Source organism: Allobosea sp. RIT-PG3_2, assembly GCF_057321085.1.
In genome coordinates, this window is sequence record NZ_JBXWCA010000010.1 from 19,457 (window position 1) to 38,933 (window position 19,477).

20 protein-coding genes are annotated in these 19,477 nt (G+C 66.3%); 13 read left to right on the top strand and 7 right to left on the bottom strand.

Going from position 1 to position 19,477, the window contains the following annotated elements:
• Positions 1-85: 85 nt before the first annotated feature.
• The 5 genes from AC2FAN_RS22785 (at position 86) to AC2FAN_RS22805 (ending at position 3,911) form a co-directional block, all read left to right on the top strand.
• Entirely contained in the window at positions 86-709 is a 624-nt protein-coding gene (locus tag AC2FAN_RS22785; RefSeq protein WP_265054200.1) for a YitT family protein, read from the top strand.
• Positions 710-804: 95 nt separating this feature from the next.
• Positions 805-1,974 carry an alpha-hydroxy acid oxidase gene (locus tag AC2FAN_RS22790; RefSeq protein WP_485176441.1) on the top strand — a complete coding sequence of 390 codons (1,170 nt, stop codon included), beginning with the start codon at positions 805-807 and terminating at the stop codon, positions 1,972-1,974.
• A 26-nt stretch (positions 1,975-2,000) separates the two neighbouring features.
• Entirely contained in the window at positions 2,001-2,639 is a 639-nt protein-coding gene (locus tag AC2FAN_RS22795) for a class I SAM-dependent methyltransferase (protein WP_485176442.1), read from the top strand.
• A 153-nt stretch (positions 2,640-2,792) separates the two neighbouring features.
• Positions 2,793-3,005, top strand: coding sequence for a hypothetical protein (locus tag AC2FAN_RS22800; protein ID WP_485176444.1), 213 nt, complete (start codon positions 2,793-2,795; stop codon positions 3,003-3,005).
• Between the two features lie 90 nt (positions 3,006-3,095).
• Positions 3,096-3,911, top strand: a complete 816-nt coding sequence (locus tag AC2FAN_RS22805) for a hypothetical protein (protein ID WP_485176446.1) — start codon at positions 3,096-3,098, stop codon at positions 3,909-3,911.
• Positions 3,912-4,234: 323 nt separating this feature from the next.
• On the opposite strand, the gene AC2FAN_RS22810 is transcribed toward AC2FAN_RS22805, so the two are convergent.
• Together AC2FAN_RS22810 and ettA are read right to left on the bottom strand one after the other, a co-directional pair.
• The gene (locus AC2FAN_RS22810; protein ID WP_476805603.1) at positions 4,235-5,839 is read right to left on the bottom strand and encodes an arylsulfatase; all 1,605 of its coding nucleotides are present in this window, start codon (positions 5,837-5,839) and stop codon (positions 4,235-4,237) included.
• Between the two features lie 364 nt (positions 5,840-6,203).
• Positions 6,204-7,856: an energy-dependent translational throttle protein EttA gene (ettA, locus tag AC2FAN_RS22815; protein WP_265054202.1), complete on the bottom strand. Its 1,653-nt coding sequence runs from the start codon at positions 7,854-7,856 to the stop codon at positions 6,204-6,206.
• 161 nt (positions 7,857-8,017) lie between these two features.
• Here ettA and AC2FAN_RS22820 point away from each other — a divergent pair, with 161 nt between their 5' ends.
• Entirely contained in the window at positions 8,018-8,557 is a 540-nt protein-coding gene (locus tag AC2FAN_RS22820) for a hypothetical protein (protein WP_476805602.1), read from the top strand.
• Between the two features lie 99 nt (positions 8,558-8,656).
• Positions 8,657-9,463: an MBL fold metallo-hydrolase gene (locus tag AC2FAN_RS22825; protein WP_265054204.1), complete on the top strand. Its 807-nt coding sequence runs from the start codon at positions 8,657-8,659 to the stop codon at positions 9,461-9,463.
• Between the two features lie 14 nt (positions 9,464-9,477).
• Here the strand turns inward: AC2FAN_RS22825 and AC2FAN_RS22830 are convergent, their stop codons facing one another.
• Entirely contained in the window at positions 9,478-10,218 is a 741-nt protein-coding gene (locus AC2FAN_RS22830; protein WP_485176449.1) for an SDR family NAD(P)-dependent oxidoreductase, read from the bottom strand.
• 112 nt (positions 10,219-10,330) lie between these two features.
• On the opposite strand from AC2FAN_RS22830, the gene AC2FAN_RS22835 reads away from it, so the two are divergent.
• Positions 10,331-10,951, top strand: a complete 621-nt coding sequence (locus AC2FAN_RS22835) for a TetR/AcrR family transcriptional regulator (RefSeq protein WP_485176450.1) — start codon at positions 10,331-10,333, stop codon at positions 10,949-10,951.
• Between the two features lie 94 nt (positions 10,952-11,045).
• Positions 11,046-11,369 carry a hypothetical protein gene (locus AC2FAN_RS22840; RefSeq protein WP_485176451.1) on the top strand — a complete coding sequence of 108 codons (324 nt, stop codon included), beginning with the start codon at positions 11,046-11,048 and terminating at the stop codon, positions 11,367-11,369.
• Between the two features lie 10 nt (positions 11,370-11,379).
• Here the strand turns inward: AC2FAN_RS22840 and AC2FAN_RS22845 are convergent, their stop codons facing one another.
• Both AC2FAN_RS22845 and AC2FAN_RS22850 read right to left on the bottom strand, forming a co-directional pair.
• Complete coding sequence (locus tag AC2FAN_RS22845; protein ID WP_485176452.1) at positions 11,380-13,194, bottom strand: monovalent cation:proton antiporter-2 (CPA2) family protein; 1,815 nt, start codon at positions 13,192-13,194, stop codon at positions 11,380-11,382.
• 219 nt (positions 13,195-13,413) lie between these two features.
• Positions 13,414-14,424 carry an aldo/keto reductase gene (locus AC2FAN_RS22850; RefSeq protein WP_485176453.1) on the bottom strand — a complete coding sequence of 337 codons (1,011 nt, stop codon included), beginning with the start codon at positions 14,422-14,424 and terminating at the stop codon, positions 13,414-13,416.
• Positions 14,425-14,580: 156 nt separating this feature from the next.
• Here AC2FAN_RS22850 and fliK point away from each other — a divergent pair, with 156 nt between their 5' ends.
• The 4 genes from fliK to mog all read left to right on the top strand — a co-directional run bounded on the left by fliK (position 14,581) and on the right by mog (position 18,262).
• Complete coding sequence (gene fliK / locus AC2FAN_RS22855) at positions 14,581-16,182, top strand: flagellar hook-length control protein FliK (protein WP_485176454.1); 1,602 nt, start codon at positions 14,581-14,583, stop codon at positions 16,180-16,182.
• Positions 16,179-16,472: an EscU/YscU/HrcU family type III secretion system export apparatus switch protein gene (locus AC2FAN_RS22860; RefSeq protein ID WP_265054211.1), complete on the top strand. Its 294-nt coding sequence runs from the start codon at positions 16,179-16,181 to the stop codon at positions 16,470-16,472. Before fliK ends, AC2FAN_RS22860 begins: the two co-directional genes overlap by 4 nt.
• A complete protein-coding gene (locus AC2FAN_RS22865) occupies positions 16,469-17,632 on the top strand; it encodes a GNAT family N-acetyltransferase (RefSeq protein WP_485176455.1) in 1,164 nt (387 codons plus the stop codon). The genes AC2FAN_RS22860 and AC2FAN_RS22865 overlap by 4 nt, the downstream gene beginning before the upstream one ends.
• Positions 17,633-17,728: 96 nt before the next feature.
• Positions 17,729-18,262, top strand: a complete 534-nt coding sequence (mog, locus tag AC2FAN_RS22870) for a molybdopterin adenylyltransferase (RefSeq protein WP_485176457.1) — start codon at positions 17,729-17,731, stop codon at positions 18,260-18,262.
• A gap of 139 nt (positions 18,263-18,401) precedes the next feature.
• Here mog and AC2FAN_RS22875 read toward each other — a convergent pair whose 3' ends face one another.
• The gene (locus AC2FAN_RS22875; RefSeq protein ID WP_485176458.1) at positions 18,402-18,956 is read right to left on the bottom strand and encodes a glutathione peroxidase; all 555 of its coding nucleotides are present in this window, start codon (positions 18,954-18,956) and stop codon (positions 18,402-18,404) included.
• 128 nt (positions 18,957-19,084) lie between these two features.
• On the bottom strand, positions 19,085-19,471 hold the full coding sequence (locus AC2FAN_RS22880; protein WP_110488895.1) for a response regulator: 387 nt from the start codon (positions 19,469-19,471) through the stop codon (positions 19,085-19,087).
• Positions 19,472-19,477: the final 6 nt, after the last annotated feature.

Sequence of the window (19,477 nt, forward strand, 5' to 3'; positions counted from 1 at the left end):
CCTGCGCCCTACAGGATCGCTCCCTCTGGCTCAACCGTTGCATGGCCTCTGGCGCATGAAGTCGTCAGCCGATACAGGGCTCGCAATGTCTCAGACCACCATCGCAGCCATGCCGCACAGACACCGCCTCTACGAAGATCTGCTCGCCCTGCCGCTGGGCACGCTGATGATCAGCTTCGGCATCGTGCTCTTCACCAAGGCCACGGTGCTGACCGGCGGCGCGGCCGGGCTCGCCCTGCTGCTGCAATTCGCCATAGGCGCCGATTTCAGCCTGCTCTTCTTCGTCATCAACCTGCCGTTCTACTGGCTCGCCTTCCGGCGGATGGGCTTCGCCTTCACGCTGCGCACCGTCGCGGCCGTCGCCCTGATCTCGCTCTTCGTTTGGGCGACGCCGGGCTGGTTCCGCATCGAGGCGGTCGCGCCGCTCTATGCCGCGATCGTCGGCGGCGTCGCGATGGGCCTCGGCCTGCTGGCATTGGCGCGCCACCGCACCGCAATCGGCGGGGTCAACATCCTCGCGCTCTACCTGCAGGAGCGTCATGGCCTGCGCGCCGGCTGGGTCCAGCTCGCGATCGACGGCGCGATCTTCGCCGCCGCGCTTTTCCTGCTGCCGCTCGACAAGGTCGCGCTGTCCCTGGTCGGCACGCTCGTGATCAACGCCATCCTGGCGATGAACCACAAGCCGGGCCGCTACATGGCTGTCTCCTGACGCAGATCGCCCTGCTGCGCATGAGGTTGCGCGCCGCCGTCCGTCATGCGAGTCCAACCCGAAGAACTGACGGGAAGCGAACGGCGAGACGAGACATGGCCCAGCCCCTGACCATCGAAGACCTGCGCATTCTGGCCAAGCGCCGTGTGCCGCGCATGTTCTACGATTACGCCGATTCCGGCGCCTGGACCGAGGGCACCTACCGCTCGAACGAGACCGACTTCGCCAAGATCAAGCTGCGCCAGCGCGTTGCCGTCGACATGACCGACCGCTCGCTCGCCTCCGACATGATCGGCCAGCCCGTCGCGATGCCGGTCGCGCTCGCGCCCACCGGCCTCACCGGCATGCAGCACGCCGATGGCGAGATCCTCGCCGCCCGCGCGGCCGCCAAGGCCGGCGTGCCCTTCACCCTCTCGACCATGAGCATCTGCTCGATCGAGGACGTGGCGAACCACACCAGCGCTCCGTTCTGGTTCCAGCTCTACGTGATGAAGGACCGCGAGTTCATCTCCCGCCTGATCCAGCGCGCCAAGGCGGCCGGCTGCTCGGCGCTGGTGCTGACGCTCGACTTGCAGGTCCTCGGCCAGCGCCACAAGGACATCCGCAACGGCCTTTCCGCCCCGCCGAAGCCGACCATCGCCAACCTGATCAACCTCGCCTTCAAGCCGCGCTGGTGCCTGAAAATGCTGGACACGCCGCGCCGGCAGTTCGGCAACATCGTCGGCCACGTCACCGGCGTCGCCGACATGTCCTCGCTCTCCTCCTGGACCGCCAGCCAATTCGACCCGAAGCTGAACTGGGACGACGTCCGGTGGATCAAGGATCAGTGGGACGGCAAGCTGATCCTCAAGGGCATCCTCGATCCTGAGGATGCCGAGATGGCGGCCAAGAGCGGCGCCGACGCGCTCATCGTCTCGAACCATGGCGGCCGCCAGCTCGACGGCGCGCTGTCCTCGATCGAGGCCCTGCCCGGCATCGTCGAGCAGGTCGGCGGCCGCATGGAGGTATTGTTCGATGGCGGCATCCGCTCCGGCCAGGACGTGCTCAAGGCGATCGCACTCGGCGCGAAGGGCACCTTCATCGGACGCGCCTTCCTCTACGGGCTCGGCGCCATGGGCGAGCAGGGCGTTACCGCCGCGCTCGACATCATCCGCAAGGAGCTCGACGTCACCATGGCGCTCTGCGGCCTGCGCGACATCAGGGATGTCGACCAGAACATCCTCGTCGGCGGGCGCGAAGGGGCGATGAAGCGGCTGGCGAGCTGACCGCCCTCGCGCCCCCCGCCGCCGCCATGGTCCGCGCCGCAAACGATCCGCGCTTCTGGGATCGCGTCGCCCGCAAATACGCTGCCGGTCCGATCGCGGATATGGCCGGCTATGAGCGCACGCTCGAGCGCACGCGGCACTATCTCAAGGGCCAGGAGACCGCATTCGAGTTCGGTTGCGGCACGGGGACGACGGCGCTCAGGCTCGCCCCTTCCCTCGCCCGCATCGTCGGGACCGACATATCCGGCGGCATGATCGCCATCGCACGCGAAAGGGCCGAGGCCGGGAAGCACGCCAACGTCGAATTCGCGGTTGCCTCTCCCGATGCGGCGCCTTGGCCGGACGAGACCTTCGACATCGCGCTCGGCTTCAACGTCCTGCATCTGGTGGCGGCGCGGGAAGCAGCCTTGAGCGGCATCCGCCGGCTGTTGAAGCCCGGCGGGCTGTTCATCTCCAAGACGCCGTGCCTGAAGGAGATGAACCCGATCGTGCGCATCGCCGTGCCCGTCATGCAGCTCCTCCGCAAGGCTCCCTATGTGTCGTCCCTGTCCGCGGGAGAGCTGGAGCGCGAGATCGCGGCGGCGGGCTTCGAGATCGTCGAGCGTGCCCACCATGCCTCGCGCGGCCGGGACCCGCGGCCCTTCCTCGTGGCCAGGAAGCGCTGAAGGCTCCGGTCACTGCGCCCGGGCGGCAGGACGCAACCGAACTCGGCGGCAGCCAATTTCGTGGCAGGTCCGCTCGCGACCCGTTGCGGACATCCGTCCAGTAGCAGTAACGTCCTACCAGGATGCCGACGAGGCAGGGCCACGACTGAAGCCATGACAGCCCACGCATTCAACATTGTTGGCGCAAGCTTGATCGGCGGTGCGATCCTGATGCTCGTTACCGCTGGCTATTTCGCCCGCCGCTATTCATCCGGCGTCGGCGCTGGCAACTTCGCTACCTTGGTGCCCGCTCTCGCCATGGCCGCGGTGCTGGCTGGGGCTTTCTGCCTGATCGCCGCTATTCTATCGGGCATCGGGCGCCCATAAACGGAGTCTGCTTTCGACCCATTACGGAAATTTTACATAGGAGGAATTGTGTCGCGAGGCGCGACGCCTCTGAGGATTTCGACTGCTCTGATGATCAAGCTGCTTGCGTCCATCACTGTCGCCGCCAGCCTGTGCGTACAGGTGGCCTGGAGCCAATCGGCTGACACACGGGTCACGCCACAACGTTCTTGCCCGGCTGCACAGCCATACTGCAATAACCAGTGGGAAGCAGTCGGAGCAAACGGTGAGCGCTACTGGATGGTTCGGTGGGCGCGAAGCGCTCCATCCGACATTGTAACTCTTCGTTTCCCGTTGCAACTTGTTCATCCAATAGGGCGAATTAATTGCTCCGGCTTCGGCAAAAACTTCCCTCAGCCGAGCTGCCAGCAGCCGTTTGCAATATCATTGCTCCTTGAGGCCAAATATTCCGACTTTGAAGCTTTTCTGAAATTGGGTGAATCTTCATCTCAAAACCCGGATGACCGCCTCACAATTACAATTAATTCATCTGCGAGCAACCCTCAGGAAAGAAGTGTTGACGATAGATTTATGGCGTTTATAGATTCTTTTTCTAGGATTGGTGAAAGAAAACAATACCCAAGAGAACATAGAGGCACCAAATTTAAACTAAAAGAAATCGGACCTCTCAGAAATATATATGGAAATGAAGCGCTTGGAATTACAGATATATATCATGATGGCAGGGATATTCTGCGTTCTAGTAACATAATATCATGCACTTATGAGAATTCTCCTATACAAAAACACAGATGCACTCAGGCATTTGTTATTAAAGAATTCAATTCGATTGCGCAGGTAAGCTATCGTATTGGCTATCTACATCAATGGAAAGCGATAAACTACCTTGTGAATGACGCGATCAAATCCGCCGTGCAGGAGCCATAGTAAATTAGCCGGGCGACCTCGAACGACGGTATCGAAATCGGATTGCCAAGCGACGTTGCCGCTTTGCCAATGTCCGCTTCCGACTCGTTGCAGACGACACTACCCTGTGGTCGACGACGTCCCTATACGCGCTGGAATTTGCGTTGGCTTCTGCAGATGGGCAGCCCTGGCTTGAGCAGCCCTGAGGGGCGCTCGCTGCGTCTGCGGCATGGACGTTGTAAACGCGTCGGCCGTAACCGTTACAGCGGCTGCGGGACTTGACAGAGATTTCTCCGATCGAAGGCGAGGCACCTTGGCGTAGCGCCTCGCCTTCGATACCGGGCTTATCTCGGCGCGAGGCGTTCCAGCTCGTTCAGGCGCTTCAGGGCGGACTGCTGCTGCAACAGCCCGTAGTTGATGCCGGAGGCGTTCAGCGAACTGCCGGCCTGGTAGGGATACTGGCCGAAGTCGGAGAAGAACTCCTTCACCTTGGTCTGGACCGGCACCAGCAGCCACATCTGCTGGCCAAAGAACTTCATCGACTCGCCGCCCTCCTTCATGCCGCGCTCATAGGGATCCATGCGGAGATTGGTGATCATCGCCCATGAGGTCACTTCTCGCGTGGCGGTCGCGATATTGCCTTCGCTGGCAACAGCGAAGCTGACCTTCCAGTCATTCCAGCGCAGCGCATTGAGATTGCCGCCCTGGTCGAAGTAGAACACCGTCTCGCGCGGCCCCTTCTTCTCGTCGCCCTTCAGGAAGGGCATGAAGTTGTAGCCATCGAGATGGACCTTGAAGGTCTTGTTGCCGCTCTGGAAGCCGGTCTTCATCTTCTCCTTGACGTCGCCGAGGCCGGCGGCGGCGCAGAAGGTCGGGAACCAATCCATCAGCGTGATCATCTCGTTGACCTGCGTGCCGGGCTTCACCACGCCCGGCCAGCGCACCATCATGGGAATGCGGAAGCCGCCTTCCCAGGTCGTGCCCTTCTCGCCGCGGAACATCGTCATCGCACCGTCCGGCCAGAGCGCGATCTCGGCGCCGTTGTCGGTGGTGTAGAGCACGATGGTATTGTCGGTGATGCCGAGATCGTCGAGTTGCTTGAGAAGCTGCCCGACATGCCCGTCATGCTCGGCCATGCCGTCGGCATGGATGCCCATGCCGGTCTTGCCCACCGATTCTTTTTTGAGATGGGTGAAGACGTGCATGCGCGTCGAGTTGAACCAGCAGAAGAACGGCTTCTGAGCCTTCACCTGCCGGTCGATGAAATCCTTGGCACCGGCCAGGAATTCCTCGTCGACGGTCGGCATGCGCTTGGTGTCGAGCGGGCCGGTATCCTCGATCTTGCCGTCCGCGCTCGATTTGATCACGCCGCGTGGGCCGTACTGGCGCTTGAAGGCCGGGTCCTTCGGGTAGAAGTAGCCCTCGGGTTCTTCCTCGGCGTTCAGGTGATAGAGATTGCCGAAGAACTCGTCGAATCCATGCCGCGTCGGCAGGTGCTCGTCGCGGTCGCCGAGATGGTTCTTGCCGAACTGGCCGGTGGCGTAGCCAGCTGTCTTCAGCGCGTCGGCGATCGTCGGCATCCACTCGGCAATGCCGTGCGGATCGCCAGGCATGCCGATCGTCAGAAGGCCAGTGCGGAACGGTTCCTGCCCGATGATGAAGGAGGCGCGCCCGGCCGTGCAGCTCTGCTGCCCGTAGGCGTCGGTGAAGATCGCGCCTTCACTGGCGATACGGTCGATATTGGGGGTGCGGTAACCCATCATCCCCATCGTGTAGGCGCTGACCTGCGGGACGCCGATGTCGTCGCCGAAGATGACGAGAATATTGGGCTTTCTTCCGCCGGCCGATGCAGCTGGAGCGGGCGCCGGTTGCTGGGCCTGCGCCGTCTGGACCGGCGCGCCGGCAAGATAACTCGACGTCGCCGCGAGCACGGTCCCGCCGAGAAGCATCGAGCGTCGATTTAAGGCAGCGTTCTTCGAAGAGCGTTCATCCTTGGATTCCACGACATGTCCTCCACCACATCCCTCGGGGTCGGCGTAGATAGCCTGCGCCTTGCGCCGAAGGAGCGTAGAACGGTGTCCGCTGTCGTGCAGCGCTGTAACGGTTACGGAAGCCGCTTACCCGGCGCGCGGCCTCACAGCTCGACTGAACTCCTGTCGAAATGCTCGTGAGTGGCCATATTTCGCAAATCGCTTGATCCGCTCCCCCCATCTCGGACATTCGCGGCACCGGATTTTCCCACCCACTCCGTCCAAAAGAAAAGCCCCGCGGCACGCTTGGTGCCGCGGGGCTTTCTGCTTCCGAGACGGCGCCTTAGCGCGTGAACTTCTTGTACTGAATCCGCTTCGGGATCGTGGAGTCGATGCCCAGCCGGCGCTTCTTGTCTTCCTCGTACTCGGCGAAGTTGCCCTCGAACCACTCGACATGGCTGTCGCCCTCGAAGGAGAGGATGTGGGTCGCGATGCGGTCGAGGAACCAGCGATCGTGGCTGATGATCACGGCGCAGCCCGCGTAATCCTCCAGCGCCTCTTCCAGCGCCCTGAGCGTGTCGACGTCGAGGTCGTTGGTCGGCTCGTCAAGCAGCAGGACGTTGGCGCCGCTCTTCAGCATCTTGGCGAGGTGGACGCGGTTGCGCTCGCCGCCCGAGAGCGAGCCGACCTTCTTCTGCTGGTCGCCGCCCTTGAAGTTGAAGGCCGAGCAATAGGCCCGCGAATTGATCTCTTTCTTGCCGAGATAGATGATGTCGTTGCCGCCCGAGATCTCCTCCCAGACGTTCTTCTTGTCGTCGAGCGAGTCGCGGCTCTGGTCGACATAGCCGAGCTGGACGCTCTCGCCGATCTTGATGGTGCCGGCATCGGGCTTCTCGACGCCGGTGATCATCTTGAACAGCGTCGTCTTGCCGGCGCCGTTGGGACCGATCACGCCGACGATGCCGCCCGGCGGCAGCTTGAAGGACAGCCCGTCGATCAGCAGCTTGTCCTGGAAGCCCTTCGACAAATCCTCGAAATCGACGACATTGTTGCCGAGCCGCTCCGCGATCGGGATGATGATCTGGGCAGTGTCAGGGCCCTTGTTCGAGGCCTTCTGCACCAGCTCGTCATAGCGCTGGATGCGGGCTTTGCTCTTGGCCTGCCGGGCCTTGGGCGAGGCCGAAACCCACTCCTGCTCGCGCTCCAGCGTCTTCTGGCGCGAGACGTCCTCGCGGCCTTCCTGGGCGAGCCGCTTCTGCTTCTGCACCGACCAGGCCGAGTAGTTACCCTCGTAGGGGATGCCCTGGCCGCGATCGAGCTCGAGGATCCAGCTGGTGACGTTGTCGAGGAAGTAGCGATCGTGGGTGACGATCAGGATCGCGCCCGGATAGCTGCGCAAATGGCCTTCGAGCCAGGCAGTGGTCTCGGCGTCGAGATGGTTGGTCGGCTCGTCGAGCAGCAGCAGCTCGGGCTGCTCCAGCAGCAGCTTGCACAGCGCGACGCGGCGGCGCTCACCGCCCGAGAGCTTGCCGACCTCCCAGTCGTCAGGCGGGCAGCGCAGCGCATCCATCGCCTGGTCGACCTTGGAATCGAGGTCCCACAGCCCCTTGGCCTCGATCTCGTCCTGGAGATTGGTCATCTCGTCGGCGGTCTCGTCCGAATAGTTCATGGCGAGTTCGTTGTAGCGGTCGAGGATCGCTTTCTGCGGCGCGACGCCGAGCATGATGTTGTCGCGGACGTTCAGCGTCTCATCGAGCTTCGGCTCCTGCGGCAGGTATCCGACGCGCGCGCCCTCCGCGACCCAGGCCTCGCCGGTCCACTCCTTGTCGAACCCTGCCATGATCTTGAGCAGGGTCGATTTACCGGCGCCGTTAACGCCGAGCACGCCGATCTTGGCGTCCGGGTAGAAGGACAGGTGGATGTCCTTCAGCACCTGCTTGCCGCCCGGATAGGTCTTGGACAGGCCACGCATATGGTAGATGAACTGGCGGGACATGGGGCGAGCGGGCTCCGCTTTCAGGCGCTTGGCGACGAGATGTCGGGAAATCTGGCCGCTATGTAGCGAGCGGCGCCGCTGGCCGCAACCGCATCGGACGATTGCGGCGGGCGAGCGCGTCCTGAACAATGCAGGCGCAAACCGGCCGGGGCCCATCCGACATGTCAGAGCAGAACGGCAAGGCCACGATCGAACTCAGGCTCCGCGACGGCGCGCAGCTCTTCAACACGCTCGACCCCTTCCCCTTCCGCGAGGGCGACATCGCGGCGGAGGCCGATGCGTATATCGTCGATTGGGCGCGCGACCTGCCGAAGGACGCGCCGATCGCGATCGTGATCCATCTCGAAAGGGCCGATGCCGCCGACCGGCCGGTGCCCGATCTCGCGACGGCGATCACCAGCTGGTTCGCCAGCCGAGCGCGCACGGAAACCCAGGCCCTGCGCGAGCTGTTTCGCGACGGGCGCCTGGCCTTCGCCATCGGCTTTGCCGGCCTTGCCGCCTGCCTGTTTCTCAGCTGGCTGCTGACGCAAGGCAGCGAAGGCCCCTTCGCGCGCGTCTTCCAGGAAAGCCTGATCATCATCGGCTGGGTGGTGATCTGGCGCCCGGCCGAGATGTTTCTCTACGACTGGGTGCCGATCCTGCGCCGCAGGAAGCTGTACCGCCGCCTGGCTGGCGCGCATGTCGAGATCCGGCCGGACTGAAACGCCCGGAGCGGTTCGGTTCACGAAACCGCCAGAGCGCTTCCCACGGCCCGCCATTTGCCTGATCGTCGCAGACGAGTGAAACGCGGGAGCCGGTCGATGAATCTGTCGCGCACCTTCGGCCTGTTGGCTTTCGTCGCCGCCGCCTTCGGCTTTGCCCCCGCATCGGTCCACGCCCAGTCTGAAGAGCCGGGCTGCCGGCCGGAGATGGCGAGCCTGAAGCTGCCGATCCAGCGTATCAACCTGGCGAAGGACGAGGTGCGGCTCACCTTCGTCGGCCACGCGACCTTCCTGATCGAGACGCCGGGCGGGATGAAGATCGCCACGGACTACAACGACTATGTCCGTCCGCCGGTCACGCCCGACATCGCCACGATGAACAAGGCGCATTCGACCCATAATTCCCGCAGCCCCGACCCCGCCATCAAGCGCGTGCTGCCCGGCTGGGACGTTTCGGGACAGGGCGCGGCGAAACACGATGTCACGCTCGGCGACGTCCGCGTCCGCAATGTGCCGACCAATATCCGCAGCTATGACGGCGGCACCGACTATGACGGCAACTCGATCTTCGTCTTCGAGATCGGCGAGCTCTGCATCGCCCATCTCGGCCACCTGCATCACCCGCTGGAACCGGGCCATCTGCGCGCGCTCGGCCGCGTCGACATCGTTCTCTTCCCGGTCGACGGCAGCTACACGCTCGACCAGGACGGCATGCTGGAGGTGCTGAAGACGGTCCAGGCCCGCGTCATGATCCCCATGCACTTCTTCGGCGGCGGCACTTTGAACCGCTTCCTCGCCCGGACGCAGGACCTCTGGCCGGTCGAGCGCCGCGGGCAGTCGACGATCACGCTGAGCAAGGCCACGCTGCCGGCGAAGCCCACCATGATCGTGCTGCCCGGGCATTGAGTCCTTGCCGCCATTCAGGTGTTGACGCCGCCGTCGATGGCGAAGCCGGCGCCGGTGATGAAGCGGCCCTCATCGCTGGCGAGATAGGCGACGGCCCCGGCGATATCCTCCGGCCTGCCATAGCGCGGGATCGCCATGCGCGACCGCTGCGCCTCGGCGCCCGGACCATCGGCCGGATTCATGTCGGTATCGGTCGAGCCGGGATGGACGATGTTGACGGTGATGCCGCGAGGGCCGAGATCGCGCGCCAGCCCCTTGGTGAAACCGATCAGCGCCGCCTTGCTCATCGCGTAGAGCGTGATGTCGGGCTCGACAACGCGGTCGGCGAGACAGGAGCCGATCGAGATGATCCGGCCGCCCTCGCCCAGATGCGCGGCGGCAGCCTGCGAGGCCAGCACCACGGCGCGGACGTTCACCGCGAGCGTGGCGTCGATATCGGCGAGGCTCCAATCCGCGACCGGGCCGCCGCGATAGATGCCGGCATTGTTGACGAGGATATCGAGCCCGCCGAGCGCCTTCGCCGCCTCATTGACCGAGCGCTTCACCGCTTCGGGATCGGCGCTGTCGGCCGCCACCGCGACGCCCTTGCGGCCGAGAGCCTCGATCGCCCTGACGATTTCGGCCGCCTTGTCGGCCGAACGCTCATAGGTCAGCGCGACATCTGCGCCTTCGGCGGCCAGCCGCTTGGCGATGGCAGCGCCGATTCCGCGGCTGCCGCCAGTGACGAGCGCGCGCTTTCCAGCAAGGCGTGACATGGGAAACTCCATTTATGTTACGATCGATACATAAATACATGAGGCGCTTGCTCAAGGGCGTCAAGAGAAATATATATCGATCGACACAGAATAACTTAAAGGAGCAGGCGGCATGGCCGAGCGAGGCCGTCCACGCAGTTTCGACCGACGGGCCGCGCTGGAGCGCGCCATGGATGTATTCTGGGATCGCGGCTACCAGGCTGCGTCGATGAGCGACCTCACCGACGCCATGGGCATCAACTCGCCGAGCCTCTATGCCGCCTTCGGCAGCAAGGAGGAGCTCTATCGCGAGGCCATCGGCCATTTCGCCGCAACCGAAAGCGACGACATCCTCGCGCCCTTGAGCGACGCGCGGACAGCGCGGGCGGCGATCGAGGGCTATCTCATGGCGAGCGCCGCGACCTTCACCCGGCCGGGTCGCCCGCCCGGCTGCATGGTCGTGCTCTCGGCGGTCAACGCGGTCGGCGTCGGCGAGGAGACGAGCCGCATCCTGCGCGAAATGAGGGCCGGCAGCGTCAAGATGATCGCGGAGCGGCTGAACCGGGCCATCGCGGCAGGCGAACTGCCCGCTTCGCTCGATACGCACCCGATCTCGAGCTATTACGTCACTGTCCAGCAGGGCATGTCGATCCAGGCCCGCGACGGCGCTTCGCGCGCAACGCTGGAAGCGATCGTGCGCGGAGCCATGGCGGCCTGGGACAGCCTGACTCAGCCGCGCGACGCCGCGGCTTGATCCTCGCCGTTAACGCCTCGCTGAGGCTGATCCCAGGCTTTCCTTGCCGTAGCGGCCGATCGCGGCATCCTGCCTGCAATCGGGAGACCGCTCCATGCGCCGCATCGCCGCCTTCGCCTGCCTGCTCGCTGTCGCCGCCCTGCTGCCCATCCAGGCCGAGGCCGCCCGCTTCCGCTCCGGGCGCGGCGGGTCCGCTCCCGCCACCAAGACCAGCCGCGGCATCGTCATCGTTCCCGGCGCGGCAGGTATCGCAGGCGCCAAGGCCGCGGAAGCCGGCAAGCCCGAGCGAGTGCCCTTCCCGCCCGCCGACACGCCGCGCGAGGAGCCCGTCCTGCTGCGCCTGACCGCCAATGAAGGCGCCCAGAAGCCCTGGTGCCGGACCGATATCGTGGTCGGCGGCTTCTGCATCCTGAACTGAGCCGGGCTCTTCAGTAGTCGCCGCCGAGATCGTCAGGCAGGTTGGCCGGAATCTGCCCCGGCCGCTTCGGCTTGGTCAGCGGCGTCGGCGTCGGCGTGTTGTGCCGCAAAAGCTCGCGCCCCGCATAGAAATCTCCCGCCAGCTGCAGATCGAAGCGTTCCTCGTCGCGCCGACGCACATCCGCCTCGATCTCCTCGGCCTCGTCCGCGGGAACGCCGAGGCATTTGAGCAGCGCCGTGCCGAAGACCATCGCCGATTCCAAGGTCTCGCGGATCTGGTAGTCGACGCCGGCATGGACCAGGTCGAGCGCATGGCCCCGGTCATAGGCGCGCACGAACAGCTTGGCATGCGGGAATTCGGCCTGCGCCAACTGCACGATCGCATCCGCCGTCTGCCGCCGCTCGACGCAGACCACGATCACCTCGGCCCGCTCGGCCCCGGCGGCATGGAGGATATCGCGCCGCGTCCCGTCGCCGTAATAGAGCTTGAAGCCGAACTGCGACGCCGCCCGGATCATGTCGACGTCGAAGTCGATGATCGAAACGCTGATGCCGCGGGCAAGCAGCGCCTGGCTGGCGACCTGGCCGAAGCGGCCGAACCCGACGATCAGCGCCTGCGCCCGCAAGCCATCGGCCACCTCGATGCCGTCGAGATCGGTCTTGGGCGCCGGCAGGAAGCGGTCGAGCGCCAGCGCCAGCAGCGGCGTCAGCGCCATGGAGATGATGACGGTGCCGCTGGCGATGGCGGTGATGCGCGGATCGAAGATGCCGGCCGCGGCCGCAGCCGCGTAGAGCACGAAGGCGAATTCGCCGCCTTGCGAGAACAGGGCGACGCGCGTGATCGCCTCGCGCCAGTCCGAGCCGAAGACCTTAGCGACGATGAAGATGCCGAGCGCCTTGACCGCCATGAAGCCGATGACGGCCACCAGGACGAGCCGCCACTCGTGCGAGACGACGGCGAGGTCGAGCGACATGCCGACGGCGAGGAAGAACAGGCCGAGCAGGATGCCGCGGAACGGCTCGATGTCGGCTTCCAGCTGATGGCGGAAGGTGGATTCCGACAGGAGCACACCGGCGAGGAAAGCGCCCATCGCCATCGACAGCCCGCCGAGCTGCATGGCGAGCGCCGCGCCGAGCACGACGAGAAGCGCCGCGGCGGTCATCACCTCGCGGGCCTCGGCGGCCGCCAGCACGCGGAACATCGGGTTTAGCAGCCAGCGCCCCGCCGCGATCAGCCCGCCCAGCGCCCCGCCGGCGATGGCGAAGGAAACCCAGGCGTGCTCGGCGCTGCCGCGCTGCGGCGACAGCAGCGCGACGATCGCGAGCAGCGGCACGATGGCGAGGTCTTCCAGCAGCAGGATCGAGACGGCTTTCTGGCCCTGCGGCGTCGAGGTCTCGCCGCGCTCGTTCAGCATCTGCATGACCACGGCGGTCGAGGACAGCACGAAGCCCATCGCCGCGATGAAGGCGACCTTGACGTCGAGTCCGCCGGCCATGCCGAACAGCGTCAGCAGGAAGCCGCAGGCGAGAACCTGCGCGATGCCCAGCCCGAAGATGCTGCGCCGCAGCCCCCATAGCCGCGAGGGCTGCATCTCCAGGCCGATGACGAAGAGGAACATCACCACGCCGAATTCGGCGATATGCAGGATGCCTTCCGGGTTGGAGAACAGCCCGAGGCCGAAGGGGCCGATGACGATGCCCGCGCCGAAATAGCCGAGCACGGAGCCGAGACCCAGCTTGCGGAAGATCGGAACCGCGACGACGCCCGCGCCGAGCAGCGCCACGACCTTCACGAGGTCGCCCGTCAATCCTGCCTCGGCCGCCATCCGTCCTCCTTCGCGCCGGCTCACCTCAACCGGTGCCCCAACCTAGAGCATGCGGTGTTGCGATGGAAACGCAGGTCATCCCGGCCGGAGCAAAGCGCAGAGCCGGGATCCAGGCCTGAACCGTGATTGGAAGCGCTCCGGCATGGATCCCGGGTCAAGCCCGGGATGACGGCGATGGGTTCCATCGGCATTGAACCCCGAACAAGGAGTGGCGCAGCGCTATCCCGCGCGGCTGACCCGCCCTTCCAGCGGATAGGCCGGATCGGAATAGCCCGGCGTCGAGGGGTGGCCCGGCGGCACGAGGCTGTCGACCAGCGCCTCGTCCTCCTTGTCGAAATCGGCATCGAGCGCCGCGAGATAGGCCTCCCACTGCTCGAAGGTGCGCGGGCCGGCAATGGCTGCCGTGAGGAAGGCGTTGTTCAGCACCCAGCGCACCGCGAACTGGATCGGCGTCAGCCCCTTCCTGGCGGCATGCTCCTTGATCGTCCGGGCGATGACGAGGCTCTCCTCGCGCCATTCGGCCTGCATGATCCTGCGGTCGCCACGCCCGGCGCGCGTGCCCTCCGCCGGTGCCTGACCGGGTGCGTATTTCGCCGTCAGAACGCCGCGCGCCAGCGGCGAATAGGAGGCTACGCCGAGCCCGAAATAGCCGCAGGCCGGCAGATGCTCGACCTCGGGCATGCGGTTCATCGCGTTGTAATAGGGCTGGCTCACGGCAGGTCGGTCGATGCCGAGCTCGTCGCAGAGCCGGCAGATCTCGGCCAGCCGCCAGGCGCGGTAGTTCGAGACGCCGAAATGCCGGATCTTGCCCTGCCGGACGAGGTCGGCGATCGCATGTACCGTCTCCTTCAGCGACGTCTGACGGTCCTCCTTGTGGAGGTAATAGATGTCGATCGTCTCGGTGCCGAGCCGGCGCAGGCTGTCCTCACAGGCCTGCATGATCCAGCGGCGCGACAGCCCGCCGCTCATCGGCCCCGGCCCCATCGCATTGGCCACCTTGGTCGCCAGCACCCAGTCGTAGCGGTTGGCGGCGATAGCCCTGCCGGTGATCTCCTCCGAGCGCCCCTCATTGTAGGCATCGGCCGTGTCAATGAAATTGATCCCGGCTTCGCGGGCGTGATCGACGATCCGGCGCGAGGCTGCCTCGTCGGTCGGGCCGCCGAACATCATCGTGCCCAGGCAGAGCGGCGAGACCTGGAGGCCGGAGCGGCCGAGGCGGCGATAATCCATGACGGTCATCCTTCGGATCGGAGATGGCGAAGCGTGCCGCAGCCTCCCCGTGGATTCCAGAGGCCATGACGCAGGCGCGCCCTGCGTAGCGCAGCCAACGGCAAGGAAATGCTTAATCTTTCCTGACAGAATGACTTGTCGTCACATGGCAGCCCGATGAACCTCGCCCAGCTCGTCAAGAGCCAGACCTTCGCCACCCTGCTGCAGGCGCTCGACGCGGCAGGCGAGCTGACGGCTGGCCGGACGGTACAGGCGAAGCTGCTCTCGCTGGAGCCGGACGGCACGGCCACGGCCGCGATCGGCGACACGAAGGTCGCGCTCGTCCTCGCCGGACCGCAGGCACGGCAAGCGGCGCTGCAGCCGGGGGCGACGCTGCTCCTGCGGCTCGACCCGCCCGAGCAGCCCGGCGGCGATTTACGCGCCACGCTGGTGGAAGTCCGCCCGCCAACCTCGCCATCCGGCGCTCCGATCGCACAGCAACCCCTCACGCCGCCGCCTGCGACCGGTTCTGCTGCTGCGCCTGCCGCCGTCCTGCCCGCTCCCGCGGCTGCCCCGCCCGCTTCCAGCTCGCCGCAGCCGAATCAGGCCCCGCAGCAACCCTCCGCTGGCAGCGCTCCACCCATATCTGTCGCAGCCGCTCAGCTGGCGCGCGCCACCGCAGAACCATCTGCCCCGGCACCCGCGACCGTGCCGCAGGGCGCGGCACCCGCTGCTGCGGCAATGCCTGCGATTCCAGCGGCCCTGACCGCAGCCGCGGCACGCCTGCTCGCCGGCCCCCTGCTCGGCGCCGTGCTGCAGCGGCAGGACAGCCTCGCCCCGCTTTTCGCCAATCTGCGCGGCCTCGCGGAAGGTTCGATCGCGCTCGCACTGCCCAAGACCCTGCTGCCGGCGATCGACCGCGTGCTCGCCCAGGCCGTGCCGGCCGAGCGCCAGCCTGTCACGGCGCAGCGCCTGAAGGAGGCGTTCCAGAGCTCCGGACTGTTCATGGAGGCCCACCAGGCGGCGGGTGAGCCGCCACCACGACAGGGCGACCTGAAGGCCAGCCTGCAGGCGCTGCGCGAGACCTTGCTGCCGATCGTCGAATCCCTCTCCCCGGATTCGAAGGCGACCCGATTGGACCGCGCGGCCGCAGCGCTCGCGGCCGAGCAGCACACCGAGATCGCGCCGGGCACCGCCGCGGACCAAACGGCCCGTGCCGCCCCGCCCCGCCGCGACGGTCCGCTCCTGCCGCAACCCGCCACTGAGCCGACGCTTGCGCCGGGCGAGAAGCCGCTCGCCATCGCCGAAACCCTGCTCGGCCAGACCGAGGCGGCGCTCGACCGCATCAAGCTGACGCAATACGCCTCGCTGCCGCTGGAGCCAGCCCGCCAGGACGGCACCCAGCCGGCGCAACGCTGGCTCGCCGAGATCCCCATCGCCTTCCAGCACGGCACCACGATGTTGCCCCTGCATGTGGAGCGCGAGGCACCGCGCCGGGACGTACAGGGCGTGAGCCCGCCGCTCTGGCGCATTCGTTTCGCCCTCGATGTCGAGCCGATGGGCCCGCTGCAAGGCGTCGTCACCCTGCAGGGCCGCGATGTCGGCGTGACGCTCTGGGCGGAACGCGATGAAACCAGCCAGATCCTGCGCGGCGCGGCACCTGGCCTTGAGAGCGCCCTGCTCCATGCCGATTTCGCCAGCGGCGCCGTCGATGTCCATACCGGCCAGCCGCGCGTGATGCAGCCGACGGCCGGCCAGTTCCTGGATCGCCTCTCATGAGCGCGCCGCAGCCGCCCCGCATCGCCGTCGCGCTCGAATATGACGGGCACGGGGCGCCGCGCGTCACCGCCAAGGGCCGCGGCGAACTGGCCGAGCGCATCGTCGCGACCGCGCGCGAGCACGACGTTGCCGTCGAGCAGAACGCCATCCTCGCCCAGGCCCTCTCGACGGTCGAGCTCGACGACCAGATCCCGGAGGAACTCTACCGGGCGACCGCGCAGGTCATCGCCTTCGTGCTGTCGCTGCGTGGCGAGATGCGCCGGCTGAACCGGGACGGCCATCGACCTTGACCACCGGAATCGTCGTCAGGCGCATCGGCCCGGCCGCCTACGCGGAGCTGGGACCAGCTTTCGCGGAGCTTGCCGGCCACGCGCTGGAGCCCAACCCGCATATGGCGCCGAGCGCCGTCACGGCCGCGACGATGCTCGTGCCTGAGGACGACATCATCGTGCTCTGCGCCTGGTTCAGCGAGGCGCTGGATTTCGAGCAACTGGTGGGCGTCTGGGCCTTCCGGCGCGAGCGCGATTGGCGCAGCGGCTTCGCCAGCGCCCTCGCCGCGCCGCTGGTGCCGCTCTACGAAGTCTCCTCCCTGCCCGTGCTCGACCGCGACCATGCAGCGGATGCGGCCCGGGCCCTGCTGCGTTATCTCGTCGCCTCCGGCGATCTGCCGCATACGCTGCTGCTGCCGCTCCTGCCCCTGGACGGCCCCTGCTACGCCACCCTCGCGGAAGCCTGCCGCCAGACCGGCAGCCGGATCTCGACCTATGAGCGCTGGGTCCGGCCCGTCATGATCCCCCAGCCGGGCGACGACTCCGAACGTTATCTGCGGCGCGCGCTGGGCTCCGCCTACAAGAAGCGGATGCAGCAGTTCCGGGCCGTGGCGAAGCAGGGCGCGCTGACCTTCCGGCGCAGCCGCGGCCGCGCGGCGCTGGACGCTCTCGATGCGTTCCTCACCCTCGAAGCTGCGGGCTGGAAGGGCGAGACCGGGACGGCGATAGCCTGCCTGCCGGCGGACGCCGCCTATATCCGCCGCATGGCCGAGCTCTTCGCGGCCGACGATGCCTTGCAGATCGACACCCTCCTGCTCGACGGGCAGGTGCTCGCCACCGGCCTGCTCGTCGAAAGCGGGGACCGCCGCCACTTCCTCAAGATCGCCTATGACGAGGCGCAGGCGCGCCATTCACCGGGCCGCACCCTGACGATCGCGATGCTCCAGGCCGACCTCGCTGGCACGCCGCCCGCCCTCTTCGACAGCGGCGCGGGCGAAGGCGTCGATCCCGGCACCTATGTCTGGGGCGAGCGCCGCGAGATGGCCAACGCCATCATCCGCATCGGCCCCGGCAAGCCCGGCGCAGCGCAAGTCGCCGCCTTCAGCCGGATGTGGCTGCGGCGCCTGCGGGAGGCCGTCAAGGCTCGGTCGGGGCGGGCGTCTCCTCCGAAAAGGCGTTGAGTAACAGATTGAAGAGCGCGCCCGCGCGCTGGCGAGCCGGCTTGACCGGCCTTCCTCCCGCCCGATAGAGCCGGGGTGCTGCGCAGGAGATGCCCGATGACTACGGCTGCCCGGATTGGAATCGTCACCGTCTCCGACCGCGCCTCGGCCGGCGTCTACACTGACGAGGGCGGCCCCGCGATCCGGGACTATCTGGCGAAAGTGCTGACCTCCCCGTGGGAGGCGGTCGCGCGCGTCATCCCCGACGATCGCAGGCTCATCGCCGAGACCCTGATCGAACTCGCCGACCGCGAGGGCTGCTGCCTCGTCGTCACCACCGGCGGCACCGGCCCGGCCCCGCGCGACGTCACGCCGGAGGCGACCGAGGACGTGATCGAGAAGCCGATGCCCGGCTTCGGCGAATTGATGCGCCAGGTCAGCCTCGCCAAGGTGCCGACCGCGATCCTCTCGCGCCAGACCGCGGGCATCCGCGGCAGGACGCTGATCGTCAACCTGCCCGGCCGCCCCCGCGCGATTGCCGAATGCCTGGACGCAGTGATGCCGGCGATCCCCTACTGCATCGACCTGATCGAGGGTCCCTACCTCGAAACCGACCCGGCTTTGATCGCGGCTTTCCGGCCGAAGAAATAGAAGCACGTCATGCTCGGGCTTGACCCGAGCATCTCATGCCGGAAGAGGCTCCCGCGCTTCGTCTTACCTGAGATTCTCGGGTCTGAGCTTCGCTCCGCCCGAGAATGACGCTCTCGCCAAAGGCCGGGAATGGCGAAACTCAACCCGCCTGCAGCTCCTCGCCGATCGCGCGCACGAGCTGCGGCGAGAGTGGGTCGGTCGCCGCCGGAAAACCGCCGATCAAGGCGCCGTCGCGGCCGATCAGGTATTTGTGGAAGTTCCAGCGCGGCGTCTCGGTCGGTCGCTCCGCCGCCGCCCAGCGATAAAAGGGATGCGCCTGCGGCCCGCGCACCACGGTCTTCTCGACGAAGGCATAGGTCGCGCCATGGCTCTGCCGCGCCGCCTCGGCGATGGCAGCGCCATCGAGTGGTTCCTGCCCGCCGAAATCATTGCTCGGGACCGCGACCAGCATCAGGCCGCGCGTCTGATAGCGCTGCCAGAGCTGCTCGAGCGTTGCCATCTGGCCGGCATAGCCGCAGCGCGTCGCCGTGTTGACGACGAGGATGGGCCGGCCGCGATAATCGCCGAGCGCTAGTCGCCCTCCGCCCGGCCGGTCGAAACCGAAAGCGTGGGCATCGCTGCGCGCCTGGGCGAAAGCCACGCCCGGCATCGCCGCCAACGCACCGAGGCCGGAGATCACCGAGCGCCTGTCCATGCTTCGCCTCCCTCGTTCCGCACTGATACGTCGGCGGAGCGCAAACGGATGCGCCCCGGCAGCCTTTCGGCTCCGGGGCGCAGGGGCAAGGCAAATTCTCGCGAGCGGACGGCCCGCGAGCAAAAAATTCAGCAGGCGAGGACCTTCTTCACCCGGACCTCGAGGTCACGCAGCTCATAGGGCTTCACCACATAATGGTCGGCACCGTTGGTGGTCGCCTCGTCCATCTTGTCGACCGAGCGTTCCGAGGTCGCCATGATGATCTTGATCTGGTTGAGCTCCGGCACCGAGCGGATGGCGCGCAGCAGGTCGATGCCGCTCATGCCGTCCATGTTCCAGTCGAGCAGCAGCAGATCGTAGCGCTTGGTCTGCATCTTCATCAGCGCTTCGCGGGCGTTCTCCGCCTCGTCTATGTCCTGAAACTCGATCTGCTTCAGGAAATAGGTCGCCAGGCCGCGCATGCTCTTCTGGTCGTCGACCACCAGGATGCGGTACTCGCTTCTGGCCTTTGACATAACTTT